15 protein-coding genes and 1 pseudogene are annotated in these 20,155 nt (G+C 73.9%); 9 read left to right on the top strand and 7 right to left on the bottom strand.

Going from position 1 to position 20,155, the window contains the following annotated elements:
* Nucleotides 1–22 precede the first annotated feature (22 nt).
* The 3 genes from EV284_RS07405 to EV284_RS07415 form a co-directional block, all read right to left on the bottom strand.
* Nucleotides 23–1,480, bottom strand: coding sequence for a M23 family metallopeptidase (locus EV284_RS07405; protein ID WP_130331553.1), 1,458 nt, complete (start codon nt 1,478–1,480; stop codon nt 23–25).
* Between the two features lie 191 nt (nt 1,481–1,671).
* Nucleotides 1,672–2,241: an SMI1/KNR4 family protein gene (locus tag EV284_RS07410; protein ID WP_130331555.1), complete on the bottom strand. Its 570-nt coding sequence runs from the start codon at nt 2,239–2,241 to the stop codon at nt 1,672–1,674.
* Between the two features lie 47 nt (nt 2,242–2,288).
* Nucleotides 2,289–3,143, bottom strand: a complete 855-nt coding sequence (locus tag EV284_RS07415) for an alpha/beta fold hydrolase (protein ID WP_130331557.1) — start codon at nt 3,141–3,143, stop codon at nt 2,289–2,291.
* A gap of 238 nt (nt 3,144–3,381) precedes the next feature.
* On the opposite strand from EV284_RS07415, the gene EV284_RS07420 reads away from it, so the two are divergent.
* Nucleotides 3,382–3,801: a cobalamin B12-binding domain-containing protein gene (locus EV284_RS07420; RefSeq protein WP_030811885.1), complete on the top strand. Its 420-nt coding sequence runs from the start codon at nt 3,382–3,384 to the stop codon at nt 3,799–3,801.
* Nucleotides 3,802–3,807: 6 nt separating this feature from the next.
* Here EV284_RS07420 and EV284_RS07425 read toward each other — a convergent pair whose 3' ends face one another.
* Together EV284_RS07425 and EV284_RS07430 are read right to left on the bottom strand one after the other, a co-directional pair.
* Entirely contained in the window at nt 3,808–5,418 is a 1,611-nt protein-coding gene (locus tag EV284_RS07425) for a DUF5691 domain-containing protein (RefSeq protein ID WP_242625617.1), read from the bottom strand.
* A gap of 41 nt (nt 5,419–5,459) precedes the next feature.
* A complete protein-coding gene (locus tag EV284_RS07430) occupies nt 5,460–6,815 on the bottom strand; it encodes an SWIM zinc finger family protein (protein ID WP_130331561.1) in 1,356 nt (451 codons plus the stop codon).
* A gap of 132 nt (nt 6,816–6,947) precedes the next feature.
* Here EV284_RS07430 and EV284_RS07435 point away from each other — a divergent pair, with 132 nt between their 5' ends.
* The 5 genes from EV284_RS07435 (at nt 6,948) to sucD (ending at nt 13,961) form a co-directional block, all read left to right on the top strand.
* Nucleotides 6,948–8,078 carry an AAA family ATPase gene (locus tag EV284_RS07435; RefSeq protein ID WP_130331563.1) on the top strand — a complete coding sequence of 377 codons (1,131 nt, stop codon included), beginning with the start codon at nt 6,948–6,950 and terminating at the stop codon, nt 8,076–8,078.
* A complete protein-coding gene (locus EV284_RS07440) occupies nt 8,075–10,426 on the top strand; it encodes a DUF5682 family protein (protein ID WP_165425477.1) in 2,352 nt (783 codons plus the stop codon). The genes EV284_RS07435 and EV284_RS07440 overlap by 4 nt, the downstream gene beginning before the upstream one ends.
* Nucleotides 10,423–11,601, top strand: coding sequence for a VWA domain-containing protein (locus EV284_RS07445; RefSeq protein ID WP_130331565.1), 1,179 nt, complete (start codon nt 10,423–10,425; stop codon nt 11,599–11,601). The genes EV284_RS07440 and EV284_RS07445 overlap by 4 nt, the downstream gene beginning before the upstream one ends.
* A 265-nt stretch (nt 11,602–11,866) precedes the next feature.
* Nucleotides 11,867–13,048 carry an ADP-forming succinate--CoA ligase subunit beta gene (gene sucC / locus EV284_RS07450; RefSeq protein ID WP_130331567.1) on the top strand — a complete coding sequence of 394 codons (1,182 nt, stop codon included), beginning with the start codon at nt 11,867–11,869 and terminating at the stop codon, nt 13,046–13,048.
* 28 nt (nt 13,049–13,076) lie between these two features.
* The gene (gene sucD / locus EV284_RS07455) at nt 13,077–13,961 is read left to right on the top strand and encodes a succinate--CoA ligase subunit alpha (protein ID WP_030811903.1); all 885 of its coding nucleotides are present in this window, start codon (nt 13,077–13,079) and stop codon (nt 13,959–13,961) included.
* A gap of 85 nt (nt 13,962–14,046) precedes the next feature.
* On the opposite strand, the pseudogene EV284_RS07460 reads toward sucD, so the two are convergent.
* Nucleotides 14,047–14,841: pseudogene (locus EV284_RS07460) on the bottom strand (sigma factor-like helix-turn-helix DNA-binding protein); the annotation flags it as partial.
* A gap of 120 nt (nt 14,842–14,961) precedes the next feature.
* Here EV284_RS07460 and EV284_RS07465 point away from each other — a divergent pair.
* The gene (locus EV284_RS07465; RefSeq protein WP_242625619.1) at nt 14,962–16,656 is read left to right on the top strand and encodes a DUF6350 family protein; all 1,695 of its coding nucleotides are present in this window, start codon (nt 14,962–14,964) and stop codon (nt 16,654–16,656) included.
* 237 nt (nt 16,657–16,893) lie between these two features.
* Here EV284_RS07465 and EV284_RS07470 read toward each other — a convergent pair whose 3' ends face one another.
* Nucleotides 16,894–17,661, bottom strand: coding sequence for a hypothetical protein (locus EV284_RS07470; RefSeq protein WP_130331569.1), 768 nt, complete (start codon nt 17,659–17,661; stop codon nt 16,894–16,896).
* A 270-nt stretch (nt 17,662–17,931) separates the two neighbouring features.
* On the opposite strand from EV284_RS07470, the gene purN reads away from it, so the two are divergent.
* Both purN and purH read left to right on the top strand, forming a co-directional pair.
* Nucleotides 17,932–18,570, top strand: a complete 639-nt coding sequence (gene purN / locus EV284_RS07475; protein WP_130331571.1) for a phosphoribosylglycinamide formyltransferase — start codon at nt 17,932–17,934, stop codon at nt 18,568–18,570.
* The gene (gene purH, locus EV284_RS07480) at nt 18,567–20,138 is read left to right on the top strand and encodes a bifunctional phosphoribosylaminoimidazolecarboxamide formyltransferase/IMP cyclohydrolase (protein WP_130331573.1); all 1,572 of its coding nucleotides are present in this window, start codon (nt 18,567–18,569) and stop codon (nt 20,136–20,138) included. Before purN ends, purH begins: the two co-directional genes overlap by 4 nt.
* The last annotated feature ends 17 nt before the right edge of the window (nt 20,139–20,155 follow it).

The raw sequence follows: 20,155 nt of genomic DNA on the forward strand, positions 1-20,155 counted from the left end.
TCCCGGCCGGCCGCGTTCGGGATCAGGTCGGGTCCAGGCCGTGGCTGCGGAGCCAGGGGAGGGGGTCGATGGCGGCACCGCCCGCCGGACGGACCTCGAAGTGGAGGTGGGGTCCGGTGGAGTTGCCGGAGTTGCCGGAGTAGGCGATCGGTTCGCCGGCCTTGACCGAGGTTCCGGAGGGTACGCGGTAACTGGAGAGGTGGCAGTACCAGGTCTCCGTGCCGTCCTTCGCCGTGAGGACCAGCATGTTGCCGTAGGCGCTGTTCCACTTGGTGGTGACGACACCGTCGGTCGCGGCCATCACGGTGGTGCCGTACGACACGGGGAAGTCGATACCGGTGTGGACGGACATCCAGTTGACGCCCGCCTGCCCGAACTGGGCGCTGAGGCCCTTCTGGAGCACCGGGAGCATGAACTTGGGCCGGAGTCTCTCCTTGAGCGCGGCCTCGGCGGCGGCCTTCTTCTTCTCGAGGGCCTGCTGCGCCCTGAGGTCGATGCGCTCCTGGGTCCGGCTCACCCGGTCGGTGAAGTCGTCGGCACCGGCGGACAGGGTCCGCAACTGGGTGTCGAGCTTGCTGTTGGCGACGGACGGCTTCACGGTGTGCGTGTCGGCGGCGGAGGCGGCGGCCTCCTGCGTCTCACCGGTCAGGTCGCCGACCGAGGCGGCGGCGATTCCCGCCACACCCATCACACAGGCCGACGGCACGGCGACGGTCAGCAGGGCGGAGCGCTTGGCGGGCGTGCGGCGCCGGGAGCGGGCCGCGGCGCGCGAACCCGCGCGCGGGACCGGGGTGACCTCCTCCTGGTCGTCCAGGAGAGAGGGGACGGCGGGGAGTTCACCGGTGCCGGCCAACTCGTCCTCGGCGTCCGGGCGTTCGGTGTGCCGGTGGTCCGCGTACTCGGCGTAGGCGGCGTCGTCCCCGTACGGGTCGTGGGTGACCTGGTCGAAGGTGGCCGTCGCCTGCTGGTCGAACGGCTCCTCGGCCCGCTGGTGCTCGGGCGTGCCGTCGGTGTTCCACTGGGTGGCGTCGTAGGCGCCGGTGTCGAAGGTCTGCGTGCCCCAGTCCCACTGCTGCGCGGGGTCGGAGGCGGACTGCTGCCCGTACTGCGTCCAGGCACCGGTGTCCTCCGGGCTGCCCTGCGCGGGGACGGTCCAGGCGGTGGTGTCGTAGGCGCCCGTGTCGTACGCGGTGTGCTGCTGGGCCGCGTAGGGGTCCTGGGCCAGGTGGCCGCCGTCGCCGGTCTGCCAGTGCGTCGTGTCGTACGCGCCCGTGGCGTGCTGGGCGTCCTGGTATCCGCCGAGGTGCGGGTCGGCAGCGTAGGCCGCCTCGGCCACCGGAAAACCGGTGGTGTCGTAACCGCCGTACGTGGTGAGGTCGTCGTACGGGACTTCCGGTGCTCCGTACGGCGCGTAGTGCGCGGTGGAGGCGTCGGAAGCCGGAGCCGGGGTCATGGTCCCCGACGGGTGACGGTCGTTCACCAACTTCTCTTTCGCCTCGACAACAGGGGCTGCCAGAGCAGTGCGGCGACTGTACCCGGCGGTATGCGGGCGCGACAATCTTCCGCTGGTTTCATGTGGACGGGAAACGGGCATTCGGCCGTGTTTCGGGGTTTGATGAACGCGAGTTTGGCTCTGTGTTCGAAGAGCGTTCGAAGATATGTGACGCTACGTCATCCCTGAGGAGGCTGTGACAGGGCGGACAGCCACTTCGTGTACCACCTGTGGAAGTCGCGCTCCCCTGCGGTGAAGCCATCCCAGTCGGGGTCCAGCAGCCAGATCTCTCCGGCGCGCGGTCCGTTCAGGACGAGGCGGACGTACGTCCCGCAGCCCTGGTCGGCCAGTGTGAGGGTGCCCGGTGTCAGCGCCTCGGCGGCGGCACCGAGGCGGCCGGGCGCGGGCTCGGTCAGAGGGAACGGCGAGGCCAGGCGGCCGGGGAGCCGGTCACGCGCCCACTCGTCGTCGACCGCCCAGTCGTCGTCGGCCTCGGGGCGCGGGGTGATCAGCGGCAGCAGGCCATGGCCGGGGCCGGCGGGGCCGTCGCCCACCTCGGCGACGAAGGAGCGGTACTGCGAAGGCAGCTCGATGCCGTGGGCGGTCTCGAAGGCCCGGATCTCTCGCTCCGCCAGCGGGGGCCGCAACCGGTAACGGTGGGTATCCGCCCCGAAACGCTCCATGCCCGGGTCGAGCGCCGCGGCCTCCCGCAGGCGCGCCTTCACGGTGGTCCACTCCCGGCTCTCCATGGGGTCGAACCTAACGAGGGGGTACGACCCGTCGTGGCCCGGGTGTCTCAGGCGACCGTGAGGCCGCCGCCCTCCTGCCGGCGCATGGCGGAGTCGGAGTCGAGGGCCTCGCGGATGCCGGCGGCGATCGTGGGGTGGACCGGGAGGGCGAGGTGACCGATCCCGCTGACGCGGATGTTGTGGGCCTCCAGGTCGGGGTGGTCGACGCAGGCCGCCTCCAGGGGGGCCATCACGGAGTCCAGGTCGCTCCAGAAGCTGACGAAGCGGGTGCGGCAGCCCGGTGCGGGACGGGCCAGCTCCTGGATCACCGGCGAGTCGGGCCGCATCTGCCGGACGATCGGGTGGGCGTTGGCCAGCGGCACCGCGCGGGTCCCGGAGTGCGGGGTGCCCAGGGTGACCACGGTGCGTACCCGGACGTCACCACCGAGGCACTGCGCGTAGTACCGGGCGATCAGGCCCCCCAGGCTGTGGCCGACGATGTCCACCTGGGCGCTGCCGGTGCGCTCGCAGATCTCCTCCACATGCCGGCCCAGCAGCTCGGCCGCGGTGCGGATGTCGCAGGTCAGGGGGGAGTAGTTCAGCGATTCCACCCGCTGCCTGCCGTGCTGGGCGAGGCTGCGGCGGAGCAGGACGAACACCGAGCGGTTGTCGATGAAGCCGTGCACCAGCACGACCGGCGGACCGGTGGGCACAGGGAGCATCGCCGTGCCCGCGGGCGCGGGAAGGGCGGCCTGACGGCGCTCCTGGGTGAGGCCGGTCGGGTACAGCAGCATGTGACCGGCCAGGATTGCGGCCTCCAGCGCGGTGGCCTTCACCAGCGTCACGGACACGGAGGCCAGTCTGCCGGGCCACAGACGTCGGCAGATCGGGAGGAAGAGTGGCAGTACCCCGGTGACCTTCATTGGCCGACCTCCTGTCGGCACGTGGGGGGCGGCTCTGTCCCCCGCGTGCCCTCATGTCCCACCATGTGATTTCCCCCTCGCAGGGTGCCGCGAAACAGTCCGCTGCGGGATGCTGGGGATAACGTTCGTTCACTTCTCACAGGTGGCGGAACGTGCCAGGTGTGCGGTACTTGTCGGTACGGGACGGAAGCGGCCGCTTCCGCGGTCCCTTGACGGTGGTCCCTTGATGGAGGCAGTGATGGGTGTGGCAGCCGGTCCGATCCGCGTGGTGGTGGCGAAGCCGGGGCTCGACGGCCACGACCGCGGGGCCAAGGTCATCGCCCGCGCGCTGCGGGACGCGGGCATGGAGGTCATCTACACCGGCCTGCACCAGACGCCCGAGCAGATCGTCGCCACGGCGATCCAGGAGGACGCCGACGCGATCGGCCTGTCCATCCTCTCCGGCGCCCACAACACGCTCTTCGCGGCCGTCATCGACCTCCTCAAGGAGCGCGACGCCGCCGACATCCTCGTCTTCGGCGGCGGCATCATCCCGGAGGAGGACATCCCGCCGCTGCGCGAGAAGGGTGTCGCCCAGATCTTCACGCCGGGTGCGACCACCACGACCATCGTGGAGTGGGTGCGGGAGAACGCGCGCCAGCCCGCCTCCTCCTCCTGAGCCCCCTCAGGCCGGGCCGTCCGGGGCCAGCTCGCGCACCATCGCCGCGCGCAGCCGCAGGGTGGTCGCCAGCCGCTGGAACGCCTCCGCCCAGTAGCCCCCGGCGCCGGGGGAGGCGTCCTCCCGCTCGTCCGGCACGGCCAGCAGGCTGTCCAGCCGGGCCGTCTCGGCCGGGTCGAGACAGCGCTCGGCCAGGCCCATCACCCCGCTGAAGCTCCAGGGGTAGCTGCCCGCCTCCCGCGCGATGTCCAGGGCGTCCACGACCGCGCGGCCCAGCGGTGCCGTCCACGGCAGCGCGCACACCCCGAGCAGCTGGAACGCCTCGGACAGGCCGTGTACGGCGATGAACCCGGCCACCCACGCGGCCCGTTCGTCCGCGGCCAGCGCGGCCAGCAGTTTCGCCCGGTCCGCCAGCGACACCGCGCCCGGCCCGCCCGCCTCCGGTGCCGACGGCGAACCCAGCAGCGCCCGCGCCCACCGCGCGTCCCGCTGCCGCACGGCCGCCCGGCACCAGGCGGCGTGCAGTTCGCCCTGCCAGTCGTCCGTCACGGGCAGCGCCACGATCTGCTCCGGGGTACGGCCGCCCAGCCGGTCCGGCCAGGTGTCCAGCGGTGCCGACTCCACCAACTGGCCCAGCCACCAGGATCGTTCGCCCCGGCCCGTCGGGGGCCGGGGGGTCACGCCGTCGCGCTCCATCTCCGGGTCGCAGGCGGCCGGCGCCTCCACGACGATCGCGGCCGCGCGGCCGGTGTGGTCCAGGGCGACGCAGGTCGCGGCCCGCCGCGCCATCCGCGCGGCGAGCGCCGAGCCGGGCAGGGTGGACAGCAGCTCGGCCGCCGTCGCCCGGACGTTGCGGCTGCGGTCGCCGAGCGCCTGCTCCAGGAAGGGCTCGTCGTCGGCCGAGAGGCCCGCGCGCAGCGAGTCCAGGAACATCAGCCGGTCCTCGGCCCGCTCCTGGGTCCAGGTCTCCGCCAGCAACTCCCGTGCGGACGCGGGGGTCCGGGCACGCAGGGCGGTCAGCAGAGCCACGCGTTCCGCGAACAGGCCCTCCTGCCACAGCCGTCGTACACCCTCCGCGTCCTCCGCGCCGGGCAGCGCCGAGCTGCCCCCGGAGGCCGAGCGCTGGGCGAACCGCCAGTCCGGGTTCAGCCGCGCCAGCCACAGGGCCCGCGCACCCGCGAACTTGAGCGCCGCCGGGCGGAGATCGGTGCGGGCACGGGCCGCGTCCAGCAGGGCGGGCACCGTCTGCGGGGGTGCCGCGTAGCCGTGTGCGTTGGCCGCGGCGAGCCATTGGGGGAGCAGTTCGGTGAGGTCGGGGGTGCTGCCCCGGCGGCCGCCGCCTCCGCCGGGGCGGTCGGCCAGGAGGAGGGTGAGGCGGTGGGCCGCTGCGGGCGGCAGGGCGGGGCGGGTCTCGGCGGGTGCGGGTGCCGGGCGGGTGCCCGCCCGGCCGGGACGCAGGCCGGCCCGGCGCCGCACGGCCGCCACGGCGGCGGCGTCCAGCAGGGCGGCCGGGGCCTCGCGGCCGGCGAGGTCGGCGGGGCCGAGGGGGAGCGCGCGGCGGTCGGTGCCCAGGAGGGCGGTGGTGAGGAGGTCGTCCCAGGTGGGCGCCGTGGTCATGGGGTTCCCTTCCGGGCGGGTCATGGACGTGGGCGGGGTGTTCAGCACAGGCTCACCGGCGCGGCCGTCCCTTCCGCCCATGCCGTCAAGGGCGTGAAGCCCCGGTGGCCGCACTCGCCGAAGACGGTGAGCGGAGCGCCGCCGGCCAGCGCGACCAGCCGCCACAGGCCCGGCCGGGCCAGGAACGACGGGGTGAGCGGCAGAGCGGTGTCCGACTCGGCGTCGGCCAGGTGCCAGGAGCCGGAGGTGTCCTCCGGCACGGGTATGACCGCGTCCAGGGTGACCGGGACGGAGTCCAGCCAGGGGTCCTCGCGGAGGGCCTGGCCGTAGGAGGTGAGGGCCTGGGCGGTCGAGGTGCCGGGCGGGCGGGAGGCGGCGGGTGCCGCCGGGGCGTGCCGTTCGCCCAGGGTGGCCCGGACCTGGCCCGCGCCCGGGTGGTCGGACAGGTCCGCGTCCAGGGACAGGCCGACCGGCAGGGAGAGTTCGGGCGCCCGGCCCGCCGCGCCGAAGGAGAGGAGCAGGCGGGTGCGGCCCGACTCCGCGCCGTGCAGCCAGATGCGGCGGGTCGTCAGCTTGGCGTCGGCCGTGTCGTACTGCGCCAGCACCTGCCAGTGGTCCCGCACCGGTGGCCCGTCCGCCGAGGTGGGCAGGCCGAGACGGGTGCGGACGGTGGCCGCGAGGGCGTCCGGGAGCCGGTCGCGGTGCAGCCAGCCCTGGTCGAGCAGATGGAGCAGGGCGCACTCCTCCAGCAGCCGGGCCGGCCAGCCCGTACCGGATGCCGCTATGGCCCCCAACTCCCGTACGCGTGAGGCGAGTCCCGGTGCCTGGGCGTCGACCATGCGGGCCGCCGTCTCCTCCCACAGCCCGTACCCCGCGCGCTCGGCCGAGGCCAGGCCGTCGCGGAGCAGGTCGGCGAGGCGGCGCTCCAGCTCGGTCGCGCCCGCGGTGACCCGCTGGTCCCGGCGCTCCGCACGCTTCCGCGCGGCCTCTGGATCGGCCGCGGGGCCCGCCGCTGCCCGCGTCCTCGTGGTCTCCGCCCGCCCGCGCCGGGCCGCGAGCCACTGCTCCGCCCAGTCCGGCGCCGCCTCCGACCCGGGCACCGCGCCTTCGTCCCCGGCCCAGAGCAGCAGCAGCCCCAGCGCGTGTTTGCACGGGAACTTACGGCTCGGACAACTGCACTTGTAGGCGGGTCCGGCGGGGTCCGACAGGTCCACCACCGTCTGGTACGGCTTGCTGCCGCTGCCCTTGCACAGCCCCCACACCGCCCCCTCCCGGCCGCTGCCCGCACCGGACCACGGCCCCGCCACACCCAGTTTGCTTCCCGCTTTGCGCGACGACGCGTCAGGCGCCAGGTCCAGCACCTGCTCCGCGGTCGGGCGCACCCCCTGCTGAGTCATGCCAACGACGTTAGAACGCCCCACTGACAATCGGTCATGTGAGCGCGTCAGTGCAGGTCAGGGCAATTGTCAGTGGGGTGCTGCATGGTGGATGCCAGATGACCCACGGCCGAGCTGGAGGGGGCCTCAGCCATGACTGTGTCCATGGAACCCACGCACGTCGAACCGATCCCGAGCCAGGCGCCGCAGGCGTTGCGACCGCACGCCGAAGACGCCTTCGCCGCCGAACTCACCGCGCTCGGCGCGCAGGACGACCGGCCGCGCCCGGAGCGCTGGAAGCTGTCCCCGTGGGCGGTCGCCACGTATCTGCTCGGCGGCACGCTGGCCGACGGCACCGTGATCACACCCAAGTACGTGGGCCCGCGCCGGATCGTCGAGGTCGCCGTGACCACTCTGGCCACCGACCGCGCCCTGCTCCTGCTCGGTGTGCCCGGCACGGCCAAGACCTGGGTGTCGGAGCACCTGGCGGCCGCCGTCAGCGGTGACTCCACCCTGCTGGTGCAGGGCACCGCCGGCACCCCGGAGGAGGCGATCCGGTACGGCTGGAACTACGCCCGCCTGCTCGCCCACGGCCCGAGCCGGGACGCCCTGGTGCCCAGCCCCGTCATGCGGGCCATGTCCGAGGGGATGACGGCGCGGGTCGAGGAGCTGACCCGGATTCCGGCCGACGTGCAGGACACGCTGATCACGATCCTGTCCGAGAAGACCCTGCCGATCCCGGAACTGGGCGAGGAGGTGCAGGCCGTGCGCGGCTTCAACCTCATCGCCACCGCCAACGACCGCGACCGGGGCGTCAACGACCTCTCCAGCGCGCTGCGCCGCCGCTTCAACACCGTGGTGCTGCCGCTGCCGGAGAGCGCGGACGCCGAGGTCGAGATCGTCAGCCGCCGTGTCGACCAGATGGGCCGCTCGCTCGACCTGCCCCAGGCGCCCGAGGGACTGGACGAGATCCGCCGTGTCGTCACCGTCTTCCGCGAGCTGCGCGACGGCGTGACCACCGACGGCCGCACCAAGCTGAAATCGCCGAGCGGCACCCTGTCCACGGCGGAGGCGATCTCCGTCGTCACCAACGGCCTGGCCCTGGCCGCCCACTTCGGCGACGGCGTGCTGCGCGCCGGTGACGTGGCCGCGGGCATCCTCGGTGCCGTGGTGCGCGACCCGGCCGCCGACCGGGTCGTCTGGCAGGAGTACCTGGAGACGGTCGTGCGCGAGCGCGACGGGTGGACGGACTTCTACCGGGCCTGCCGGGAGGTGAGCGCGTGAGCGAGGCCCCGCCCCCGGCCGGGGCGTTCGAGGCGGGCCCGCTGCTGCTCGGCGTCCGGCACCACGGGCCGGGCTCCGCGCGGGCGGTGCGGGCCGCGCTGGACGCCGCCGCGCCCGCCGTGGTCCTCATCGAGGGCCCGCCCGAGGCCGACCCGCTGATCCCGCTGGCCGCCGATCCCGGTCTGCGTCCGCCGGTCGCGCTGCTCGCCCACGCGGTGGACGAGCCCGGCCGGTCCGCGTTCTGGCCGATGGCGGAGTTCAGCCCGGAGTGGGTGGCGATCCGGTGGGCCGTCGAGCGAGGCGTCCCGGCCCGCTTCATCGACCTGCCCGCGACCCATTCGCTGGCCTGGGAGGAGGAGACGGGCGACGGCGATCCAGGGGAGGAAGGGGAAGAAGCCGAGCACGCGCGCGTGGACCCGCTCGCCGCCCTGGCCGAGGCCGCCGGGTACGACGACCCCGAGCGCTGGTGGGAGGACGCCGTCGAGCACCGGGGTCCGGGCCGGAGTGAGCCGTTCGCGCCGTTCGCCGCGCTGGAGGACGCCATGGGCGCCCTGCGCGAGCGGTACGGCGACGGCGGCCGGCCGCGCGACCTCGTGCGCGAGGCGTACATGCGGCTCCAGATCCGTGCCGCCCGCAAGGAGTTCGGGGACGAGGTCGCCGTGGTCTGCGGCGCCTGGCACGTGCCCGCCCTCCGCGCCAAGGCCACCGTCACCGCCGACCGGGCGCTCCTCAAGGGCCTGCCCAAGCTCAAGACCGACCTGACCTGGGTGCCCTGGACCCACCGCAGGCTGGCCCGGTCCAGCGGGTACGGCGCCGGGATCGACTCGCCGGGCTGGTACGCCCACCTGTTCGGGGCGCCGGACCGGCCGGTGGAGCGGTGGCTCACCAAGGTCGCCGGGCTGCTGCGCGAGGAGGACCGGATCGTGTCCTCCGCCCATGTCATCGAGGCGGTCCGGCTGGCCGACACCCTCGCCGTGATGCGCGGCCGTCCGCTGGCGGGCCTCACCGAGACCACGGACGCCGTGCGCGCGGTGCTCTGCGAGGGCTCGGACGTCCCCCTGTCCCTGGTGTACGACCGGCTGGTGGTGGGGGACGCGCTGGGCGAGGTCCCGGAGTCCGCGCCCGCGGTGCCCCTGCAGCGGGACCTCGCCCGCGAGCAGCGCCGGCTGCGGCTCAAGCCGGAGGCGCTGGAGCGCGAGCTGGAGCTGGACCTGCGCAAGGACACCGACGCCGCGCGCGGCCGGCTGCTGCACCGGCTGCGGCTGCTCGGCGTCGGCTGGGGCGAACCGGCCCGCTCGCGCGGGAGCACGGGCACCTTCCGGGAGACCTGGCGGCTGCGCTGGGAGCCCGAGCTGTCGGTGCGCATCGCGGAGGCCGGGGTGTGGGGCACCACCGTGCTGGGCGCGGCCACCGCCAGGGCCGAGGCGGACGCGGTCGGCGCGCGGGCGCTGGCCGACGTGACCGCGCTGGCCGAGCGGTGCCTGCTCGCCGGGCTGCCGGACGCGCTGCCCGTGGTGATGCGGGTGCTCGCCGACCGCGCGGCGCTCGACGCCGACGTGAGCCATCTCGCCCAGGCGCTCCCCGCCCTGGTCCGCTCGCTGCGCTACGGCGACGTGCGCGGTACCGACACCGGTGCGCTGGCCGATGTCGCCGCCGCCCTCGCGGAGCGGGTCTTCATCGGGCTCCCGCCCGCCTGCACCACCCTGGACACCGACGCCGCCCAGGAGATGCGGGGCCATGTCGACGCCGTGCACGGCGCGGTCGGGCTGCTCGCCGAGACGCTCACCGGGCACGACGGCCTCCGGCCCCGCTGGCGGGCGGTGCTGCGCACCCTGTCCGGGCGGGACACCGTGCCGGGGCTGCTCCGGGGCCGGGCGGTGCGGCTGCTGCTGGACGACGGCGTGCTCGAGGCCGAGGACGTGGCCCGGCTGATGGGGCTGGCCCTGTCGCCGGGGACTCCGCCCGGTGACGCGGCCGCGTGGGTCGAGGGGTTCGTCGGGGGCGGCGGTGGAGGGCTGCTGCTGGTGCACGACGAGCGGCTGCTCGGGCTGGTCGACGCCTGGCTGACCTCCGTACCCGCCGACGCGTTCACCGACGTGCTGCCGCTGCTGCGGCGCACCTTCTCGGCGTACGAGCCCGGTGTGCGCCGCACGCTCGGCGAGCTGGTCCGGCGCGGTCCGGGCGGCGGTGCCGGGGCCGCGGGCCACCCGGCGACCTCGTCCGGCTTCGCGCCCGAACCCGATGCCGGACGCGCGGACGCCGTGCTGCCGGTGCTGCGCCTGCTGCTCGGTCTCACACCGGAGCAGCCGCAATCGACGGACGACGACCTCGTGGGGGTGCGGGCATGACGAACGGGACGACACGACTCGACGGCGACGCCGAGCGGCTGCGCCGGTGGCGCCTGGTGCTCGGCGGGGACCAGGCGGACGGCACCGGGGTCGCGCTGACCGGCCGGGACGCCGCGATGGACGGCACCCTGACCGCGCTCTACGGCCGGGGCGACAAGGCGGCCAAGAGCCCGGCGGGGCGGGAGCGTTCGGCGGGACTCGGCGGTTCGGCGCCCTCCGTGGCGCGCTGGCTCGGGGACATCCGCACCTACTTCCCCTCCTCCGTCGTGCAGGTCATGCAGCGCGACGCCATCGACCGGCTCGGGCTGGCCGCGCTGCTGCTGGAGCCGGAGATGCTGGAGGCGGTGGAGGCCGACGTCCACCTGGTCGGCACCCTCCTCTCGCTGAACAAGGCGATGCCGGAGACCACCAAGGAGACCGCCCGGGCGGTCGTGCGCAAGGTGGTCGAGGACCTGGAGAAGCGGCTGGCGACCCGCACCCGCGCCACCCTCACCGGCGCCCTGGACCGCAGCGCCCGCGTCAGCCGGCCGCGCCACCACGACATCGACTGGAACCGCACGATCGCGGCCAACCTCAAGCACTACCTGCCGGAGTACCGGACGATCGTGCCGGAGCGGCTCATCGGGTACGGGCGGGCCGCGCAGTCGGTGAAGAAGGAGGTGATCCTCTGCATCGACCAGTCCGGGTCGATGGCCGCGTCCGTGGTCTACGCGTCGGTGTTCGGGGCGGTGCTCGCCTCGATGCGGTCGATCAGCACGCGCATGGTCGTCTTCGACACCTCCGTCGTCGACCTCACCGACCAGCTCGACGACCCGGTGGACGTGCTCTTCGGCACCCAGCTCGGCGGCGGCACCGACATCAACCGGGCGCTCGCCTACTGCCAGTCGAAGATCACCCGGCCCGCCGAGACGGTGGTCGTGCTGATCAGCGACCTGTACGAGGGCGGTATCCGGGACGAGATGCTGAAGCGGGTCGCGGCGATGAAGGCGTCCGGCGTGCAGTTCGTGACCCTGCTCGCGCTCTCCGACGAGGGAGCGCCCGCCTACGACCGGGAGCACGCGGCGGCGCTGGCCGCACTCGGCGCCCCGGCGTTCGCCTGCACCCCGGACCTCTTCCCGGAGGTGATGGCCGCCGCGATCGAGAGGCGTCCGCTGCCCATACCGGACACCGCGTGACAAGCTGGATGGGGGTAGGGGTCGAACAAGTGCACCCCATGAGGCACGGCGTGTCAGGGAAAACGGCATCATGTGACAGGTATCACCGCTCGGGTGTGACTCGCGATTTAGAGGCCCCCGGCAACCAGGGATAACCTGCGAGACGGACATGCCGCGCGCTCGGACACCGTGTGCGCACCCCTTGTGACAAGCGGACGTCACGTTGCCCTTCGCGGCACGCCCACGCATCCAACGACCGCGAGATCACTGATAGGGACGGAAGCGCGTGGACCTGTTCGAGTACCAGGCGAGGGACCTCTTCGCCAAGCACGATGTACCGGTGCTGGCCGGTGAAGTCATCGACACGCCTGAGGCGGCGCGCGAGATCACCGAGCGCCTGGGCGGCAAGTCCGTCGTCAAGGCGCAGGTGAAGGTCGGTGGTCGTGGCAAGGCCGGCGGCGTCAAGCTCGCCGCCACCCCGGACGAGGCCGTCGCCCGCGCGACGGACATCCTCGGCATGGACATCAAGGGCCACACGGTCCACAAGGTGATGATCGCCGAGACCGCTCCGGAGATCGTCGAGGAGTACTACGTCTCCTTCCTCCTCGACCGTGCCAACCGCACCTTCCTCTCCATCGCCTCCGTCGAGGGCGGCATGGAGATCGAGGAGGTGGCGGCCACCCGCCCCGAGGCCGTCGCCAAGACGCCGATCGACGCCATCGACGGCGTGGACGAGGCCAAGGCCCGCGAGATCGTCGAGGCCGCCAAGTTCCCGGCCGAGGTCGCGGACAAGGTCGTCAACGTCCTGATCAAGCTGTGGGACACCTTCATCAAGTCGGACGCCCTCCTCGTCGAGGTCAACCCGCTGGCGAAGGTCGCCTCCGGCGACGTCCTGGCCCTGGACGGCAAGGTGTCGCTCGACGAGAACGCCGAGTTCCGTCACCCCGAGTACGAAGAGCTGCACGACAAGGAAGCGGCCAACCCGCTCGAGGCCGCCGCCAAGGCGAAGGGCCTCAACTACGTCAAGCTCGACGGCGAGGTCGGCATCATCGGCAACGGCGCGGGTCTCGTCATGAGCACCCTGGACGTCGTCGCGTACGCCGGTGAGAACCACGGTGGCGTCAAGCCCGCCAACTTCCTGGACATCGGTGGCGGTGCCTCCGCCCAGGTCATGGCCAACGGCCTGGAGATCATCCTGGGCGACCCGGACGTCAAGTCCGTGTTCGTCAACGTCTTCGGCGGCATCACCGCCTGCGACGAGGTCGCCAACGGCATCGTCCAGGCGCTGCAGCTCCTCGAGGAGCGCGGCGAGAAGGTGGAGAAGCCGCTCGTCGTCCGCCTCGACGGCAACAACGCCGAGCTGGGCCGCAAGATCCTCACCGACGCCGACCACCCGCTGGTCCAGCGCGTCGACACCATGGACGGCGCGGCCGCGAAGGCCGCCGAGCTGGCCCACGCCGCAAAGTAAGCACTCAGGACGAGGACACCAACACACCATGGCTATCTGGCTCAACAAGGACAGCAAGGTCATCGTCCAGGGCATGACCGGCGCCACCGGCATGAAGCACACCAAGCTCATGCTGGGTGACGGCACCGAGGTCGTGGGCGGCGTCAACCCGCGCAAGGCGGGTCAGACCGTGGACTTCGACGGCACCGAGGTACCCGTCTTCGGGACCGTCAAGGAGGCCATCGAGAAGACCGGCGCCAACGTCTCCGTCATCTTCGTGCCGGAGAAGTTCACCAAGGACGCCGTCGTCGAGGCGATCGACGCCGAGATCCCGCTGGCCGTCGTGATCACCGAGGGCATCGCCGTGCACGACACGGCCGCCTTCTGGGCGTACGCCGGCAAGAAGGGCAACAAGACCCGGATCATCGGCCCGAACTGCCCCGGCATCATCACGCCGGGCCAGTCCAACGTCGGCATCATCCCGGGCGACATCACCAAGCCGGGCCGCATCGGCCTGGTCTCGAAGTCCGGCACGCTGACGTACCAGATGATGTACGAGCTGCGTGACCTGGGCTTCTCGACCGCCGTCGGCATCGGTGGCGACCCGATCATCGGCACCACGCACATCGACGCCTTGGCCGCGTTCCAGGACGACCCCGACACCGACCTGATCGTGATGATCGGTGAGATCGGTGGCGACGCCGAGGAGCGCGCGGCCGCGTTCATCAAGGACAACGTGACCAAGCCGGTCGTCGGCTACGTCGCGGGCTTCACCGCGCCCGAGGGCAAGACGATGGGCCACGCCGGCGCGATCGTCTCCGGTTCGTCCGGCACCGCCCAGGCGAAGAAGGAGGCCCTCGAGGCCGCGGGCGTCAAGGTCGGCAAGACCCCGACCGAGACCGCCAAGCTGGCGCGGGAGATCCTGAGCGCCTGACGCTCGGCCCCTCGCGGGCAGCACACCGGCGGGCCCGTCCCCTTGTCTGGGGGCGGGCCCGCCGCTGTTTTCCGCCGGCCGGGTGTCAGCCGGGTGACGGTGCCAGCCGTTCGGGGCCGTTGGCCGCCTCCCCGCGGAGCTTGGCGCGCAGGGTCGCCTCGGTCGGGGAGAGCGGGCCGAGGGCGGGGGCCGGGGGGACGCCCCGTACGGCCTGGGCGGGGGCGACGGGTGCCTCGTAGTGGGTGGGTGCGGAGCGCAGGGTGAGGCCGGTCGCGCCGATGATGGCGACCGTGAAGGCGATGGCGGCGCGGGTCCAGAAGACGTTGCGGCGCTCGCCCGAGGCGCGGACGGTGGTCGGGGCGTCGGCGCGGAGCCGTTCCGTGGAGGCGAGTTCCATCAGGCGCCGGTGCAGGGCGGCCGGGTCGGCCAGCTCCGGCACCTGGGCGGCGACGGCCTCGCGGGCGCGGGTCAGGCGGCCCGCCGCGGCCGGGGTGCTCGCCTCGGTCTCGGCCGCCGTCTCGGGCAGGTCGAGCCCGACGCCGTCGTACAGCACGAGGGTGCGGCGGTAGGAGGGCGGGAGGCGGAGCAGCGCGTTCAGCAGGGCGCGGGCGTCCGGGTCGGCGGGCGGGGGCTCGGGGGTGCGGTAGCGGGGGCGGAAGCCGTGCCAGGGGGAGAGGGCGTACTCGTACGCCGTCGCCCGGACCCAGCCGCCCGGGTCGCGGTCGCGGGCCACCTCGGGCCAGCGCTGCCAGGCCGCCTGGAACGCCCGCTCCACCGCCTCGCGGGCCAACTCCCGCCGCCCGGTGAGCAGATAGGTCTGGCGGACCAGGGCGGGGGCGCAGAACGCGTAGAGCGCGTCGAACGCCTGATCAGGGGTCAGGGAGAGTGCGGTGTTCCGCGTCACGGCTCACCCCTCTGTGTGAAAAGGCACATAAACATATATTGGGCGACACTTCGGAGGTTCGCCTGTTACGCCGGTAAAGCGCGTGTCGTTGGGAGCATGGCGGGCGTGATGCCGCTGACACTCCGTCGCATGTCGTCGTCCCTGCGGTCCCGGATGCGCGACCGTTCACCTGGCCTCGGGCCCGCGCTGGCGGGTGGTGCGCTCGCGGCCGGGCTCGGGCTCGGCGCGTGCGCGGCACTGGTGATGGTGCTGTGGGTCAGTTCGCCCTACCCCGACAGCGGACCCGGCGGGGCGCTGCACGTCGCGGCCGCGCTGTGGCTGCTGGCGCACGGGGTCGAACTGGTCCGCGCCGAGACGCTGTCCGGGGCGCCCCAGCCGGTCGGGCTGACCCCGCTGCTGCTGCTCGCCCTGCCGGTGTGGCTGGTGTACCGGGCCGCGCGGGACGCCACGGACGCGTCCGACGAGCCCGACGGCCCGCCGCCGGTTCCCGCGCGTACGGCGTGGACGGGGGTCGTGCTCGGGTACCTCGGCGTGGGCGCGGCCGCCGCGCTGTACGCCTCCGGCGGCGAACCCCGTCCCGAGTGGACCTGGGTGACGGTGTGTCTGCCGCTCCTCGCCGGCGGCGCCGCCGGGGTCGGTGTCTGGGCGGGCGCCGGGAGGCCGCACCCGCCGGTGTCGTCCCGCCTGCCGCACTGGGTACGGGGGGACACGCTCGGTACGGCGGCCCGCGCGGCCGGAGTGGCCACGGCCGTGCTCGCCGGGGGCGGGGCGCTGCTGCTCGGCGCGTCCCTGGTCTGGCACGGGGAGACCGCCCGGCTGGCGTTCACCCAGCTCACGCAGGGGTGGACCGGACGGCTCACGGTGCTGCTGCTCGCCGTCACGCTGGTCCCCAACGCGGCGCTCTGGTCGGCCTCCTACGCGCTCGGCCCCGGATTCGCCCTCGGCGCCGGGCACCTGGTGCATCCCCTCGCCTCGGACCCCGCCCCGCTGCTGCCCCCGTTCCCCCTGCTGGCGGCCGTCCCCGACGCGGGTGCCGGTACGCCGCTGAACTGGGCCGTCGCTCTGGTGCCGGTGGCGGCCGGGGTGACGGCGGGCTGGTTCGTGGCCGCGTCCGCCGTGCGGCGGGCCCGGCCCTGGCTGCACTGGTCGGCGGGCCGGAGCATCGGTGTCCTGGCCCTGGCCGCCCTGCTCTGCGCCCTCGCCCTCACCCTCCTCGCCGAGCTCTCCGGCGGCCCCCTGGGCACCTCGACCCTCTCCCGCTTCGGACCCCTGGGCTGGCAGACCGGCCCGGCGGCGGCCCTCTGGCTCCTCCTCCTGGGCACCCCGGTGACCCTCATGGCACGAGCCTGGCGCCTGCGTGGTCTCCGCCGCGGCGGCGCGCTGCCCGCCCGCCGCGGGAAGAAGCGCACCCGGCCGACGGCAGCCAAGGCCTCCCGTGCGGCGGAGCCGTCCCCGCAGCTCCCCGGCCCCACCCCGGAGCCGAAGCGGGAGGACCTCTACGACTTCCTGGAAGCGGACACCCCGGAGCCGGCGGCCCCGGCACCCCGGACCCCGGACCGGAGCGAAGACGGGGACCGCAGCGAACGCGGGGACCGCAGCGAACCCGGGGACCGGAGCGAAGCCGAGGACCGGAGCGAACGCGAGGCCCCGTCCCCCGGCGGCCCGACGTCATCCGAGCGCGAGGAGGCCCCCGACCCGGCAGCCGCACCCCGCACTCCCGAGCCGGCCGAAGCCCTGTCCCGGGCCCCGGAAGCCGACCCGGACCCGGCGGGGCCGACCCCCTCGGCCTGACGCCCCGTCGCTCAAGTGCCTACGGGGCGGAGGGGGCGCCCGACAGCCACCGGGCCCCCCGCCCCTGCTTCGTTCCTGCCGCCCGGCACCCCGGTTCCGACCGGGGCACGCCCTTCTCGGCCCGCCGCCGGGGACACTCCGAACCGCCGCCCCGGGAGCCCGCCGCGTGTCCGGCCCGCACCCCGTGGGGCAGTCGACGACGGAGCCGGTTCGGCCGCCGCCCCCTCCGGGCGACCCCTACGAGTCGGCCGACCCCAGGACCCCCCGCAGATGCTCCGGCAGGAGCTGGTCGCAGGACTGCTTCGACTGCTGGGTCAGGGCGTCGTTCACGCACGTGTAGTAGTCGCGGTACACCAGCTGGACGGTGAAGACGGCGGCGACCAGGACGAGGGCGAGAGCGGCGGTGATCATGCCGGTGACGGCCGCGGTGACCTGGGGGCGGGTGCCCGCCGGCCGGGGTTCGTCCGGCGAGGGGGTGCGGGGCTTGGCGCGCAGGGAGCTGCCGCCCCAGTAGAGCGCGAGGGCGCCGAGGAGGAGGGAGACATAGGGCCAGCCGAGGAGGACGAAGAAGACGGCCCACATGCCGGACAGCAGGGCGTAGCGGGCCCGGCGCTGGGCCGGGTCGGTGGGGTCCCAGCGCTGCTTGCCCGCACTGCCGCCGCCCTGGCCCTCCGGCCCCGCGCCGGGGCGCTCGCCGAAGCCGCCGGGGGCGCGGCCGGGCTGGCGGTCGCTCCACTGGCTGCCCCAGCGCGCGTCCCCGGAACCCTCGTGACCCTCCTGGCCCTCGGGGTGCCGCGGGCGCCACGGCTGGTCGGGGCGGTCCTCGGGCGGGGGCGCGTACGGGTTGTCGTCCTTGCGGTCACCGCCCCGGTCGTCGTCGCCGCGGCCTCCGGAGGGTGCCTGGGGCGGCGAGGTCGGCCGCTCCCGCAGCAGGACAACGCCACGCTCGCCCTCCTGGCCGGTCAGCGGCGGGAACGTGAGGAGTCGCGGGCTGCGATCGGGCATCAAAGGAGCGTCTTCCCCTAGGTGATTCGAAGTCCGGCATGAGCCGTCATCCCGTGAACGCGCCGCACGACGGCCGCGTTCCCGGGCCGGCTCGTCCAGAACGCTACCTTCCGGCCACGCCCCCGTCCCGTGGGGGCCGTCCGGAGTGCCGGTATCGTTGCTGGCGGCCGGCCGCTTCGTAGACTTCCCCGTATGGCGGGACGCGAAGCATTCGTAGAACCCTACAAACGTCGGCCGCGACCCACCGCCGTCCCGAGAAAGGGCCCCATCGTGGCCGCCACCCCCGCCGGTCCAGCGGCCCGGCGACTCGTCGTACTGGTCTCCGGTTCCGGGACCAACCTCCAGGCCCTGCTGGACGAGATCGAGCGCGTCGGAGCCGAGGCGTACGGCGCGCGGATCGTCGCCGTGGGGGCCGACCGTGACGGCATCGAGGGGCTGGCCCGCGCCGAGCGCGCCGGGCTGCCCACCTTCGTGTGCCGGGTGAAGGACCACCCGAGCCGCGAGGAGTGGGACGCGGCGCTCGCCGGGGCGGTCGCCGCCCACGAGCCCGACCTCGTGGTCTCGGCCGGCTTCATGAAGATCGTGGGCAAGGAGTTCCTGGCCCGCTTCGGCGGCCGGTTCGTCAACACCCACCCGGCCCTGCTGCCGAGCTTCCCGGGGGCCCACGGCGTACGCGACGCGCTCGCGTACGGCGCCAAGGTCACCGGCTGCACCGTCCACTTCGTCGACGACGGCGTCGACACCGGGCCGATCATCGCGCAGGGCGTGGTGGAGATCCGGGACGAGGACGACGAGAGCGCGCTGCACGAGCGCATCAAGGACGTCGAGCGAAGGCTGCTCGTCGAGGTCGTGGGGCGGCTCGCCCGCAACGGCCATCGCATAGAGGGACGAAAGGTAGTTATCCCGTGACCGCCACCGCCGAGAGCACCAAGCGGCCCATTCGCCGGGCGCTCGTCAGCGTCTACGACAAGACCGGCCTGGAAGACCTCGCGCGCGGCCTGCACGAGGCCGGAGTGGAGCTGGTCTCCACCGGCTCCACCGCGGCCCGTATCGCCGCCGCCGGCGTCCCCGTCACGAAGGTCGAGGAGCTGACCGGCTTCCCCGAGTGCCTGGACGGCCGGGTCAAGACCCTGCACCCCAAGGTGCACGCCGGCATCCTCGCCGACCTGCGCCTGGACAGCCACCGCGAGCAGCTCGCCGAGCTGGGTGTCACGCCGTTCGACCTCGTCGTGGTCAACCTGTACCCGTTCCGGGAGACCGTCGCCTCCGGCGCCTCGCCCGACGAGTGCGTGGAGCAGATCGACATCGGCGGCCCCTCCATGGTCCGCGCCGCCGCCAAGAACCACCCCTCGGTCGCCGTGGTCACCAGCCCCGAGCGGTACGCCGACGTGGCCGCCGCCGCCCAGGAGGGCGGCTTCGACCTCGCCGCCCGCAAGCGGCTGGCCGCCGAGGCGTTCCGGCACACCGCCGCCTACGACGTGGCGGTGGCCGACTGGTTCGCCTCCGAGTACGCCCCGGTCGACGACTCCCCGTTCCCCGACTTCCTCGGCGGCACCTGGGACCGCGCGCACACCCTGCGCTACGGCGAGAACCCGCACCAGCCGGCCGCGCTGTACGTGGAGCCGGGCGCCGAGGGCCTCGCGCAGGCCGAGCAGTTGCACGGCAAGGAGATGTCGTACAACAACTACACCGACACCGACGCCGCCCGCCGGGCCGCCTACGACCACGACGAGCCCTGCGTGGCGATCATCAAGCACGCCAACCCGTGCGGCATCGCGGTCGGCGCCGACGTGGCCGAGGCGCACCGCAAGGCGCACGCCTGCGACCCGCTGTCGGCGTTCGGCGGGGTCATCGCGGTGAACCGGCCGGTCAGCAAGGAGATGGCCGAGCAGGTCGCGGAGATCTTCACCGAGGTCATCGTGGCGCCGGACTACGAGGAGGGCGCGCTGGAGGCCCTCGCCCGGAAGAAGAACATCCGGGTGCTGAAGGCGCCGCAGGGTCCCGCCGCCACCGTCGAGATCAAGCCGGTCGACGGCGGGGTGCTGGTCCAGGAGGCCGACCGCCTCCAGGCCGACGGTGACGACCCGGCCAACTGGACGCTGGCCAGCGGTGACGCGCTCTCCCCGGCCGAGCTGGCCGAGCTGGCGTTCGCCTGGCGGGCGTGCCGTGCGGTGAAGTCCAACGCGATCCTGCTGGCCAAGGACGGCGCCTCGGTCGGAGTCGGCATGGGCCAGGTCAACCGCGTCGACTCCTGCAAGCTGGCCGTCGAGCGGGCGGGCGAGGAGCGGGCGCGGGGTGCCTTCGCGGCCTCCGACGCGTTCTTCCCCTTCCCCGACGGACCGCAGATCCTGATCGACGCCGGGGTGCGGGCCATCGTGCAGCCGGGCGGCTCGATCCGGGACGAGCAGGTCGTGGAGGCCGCCAAGGAGGCGGGCGTGACCATGTACTTCACCGGCACGCGGCACTTCTTCCACTGAGCGGACGTACGCCGAGG

The sequence above is a fragment of the Streptomyces sp. BK022 genome (genome assembly GCF_004217355.1).
Lineage (GTDB): Bacteria > Actinomycetota > Actinomycetes > Streptomycetales > Streptomycetaceae > Streptomyces > Streptomyces griseoluteus.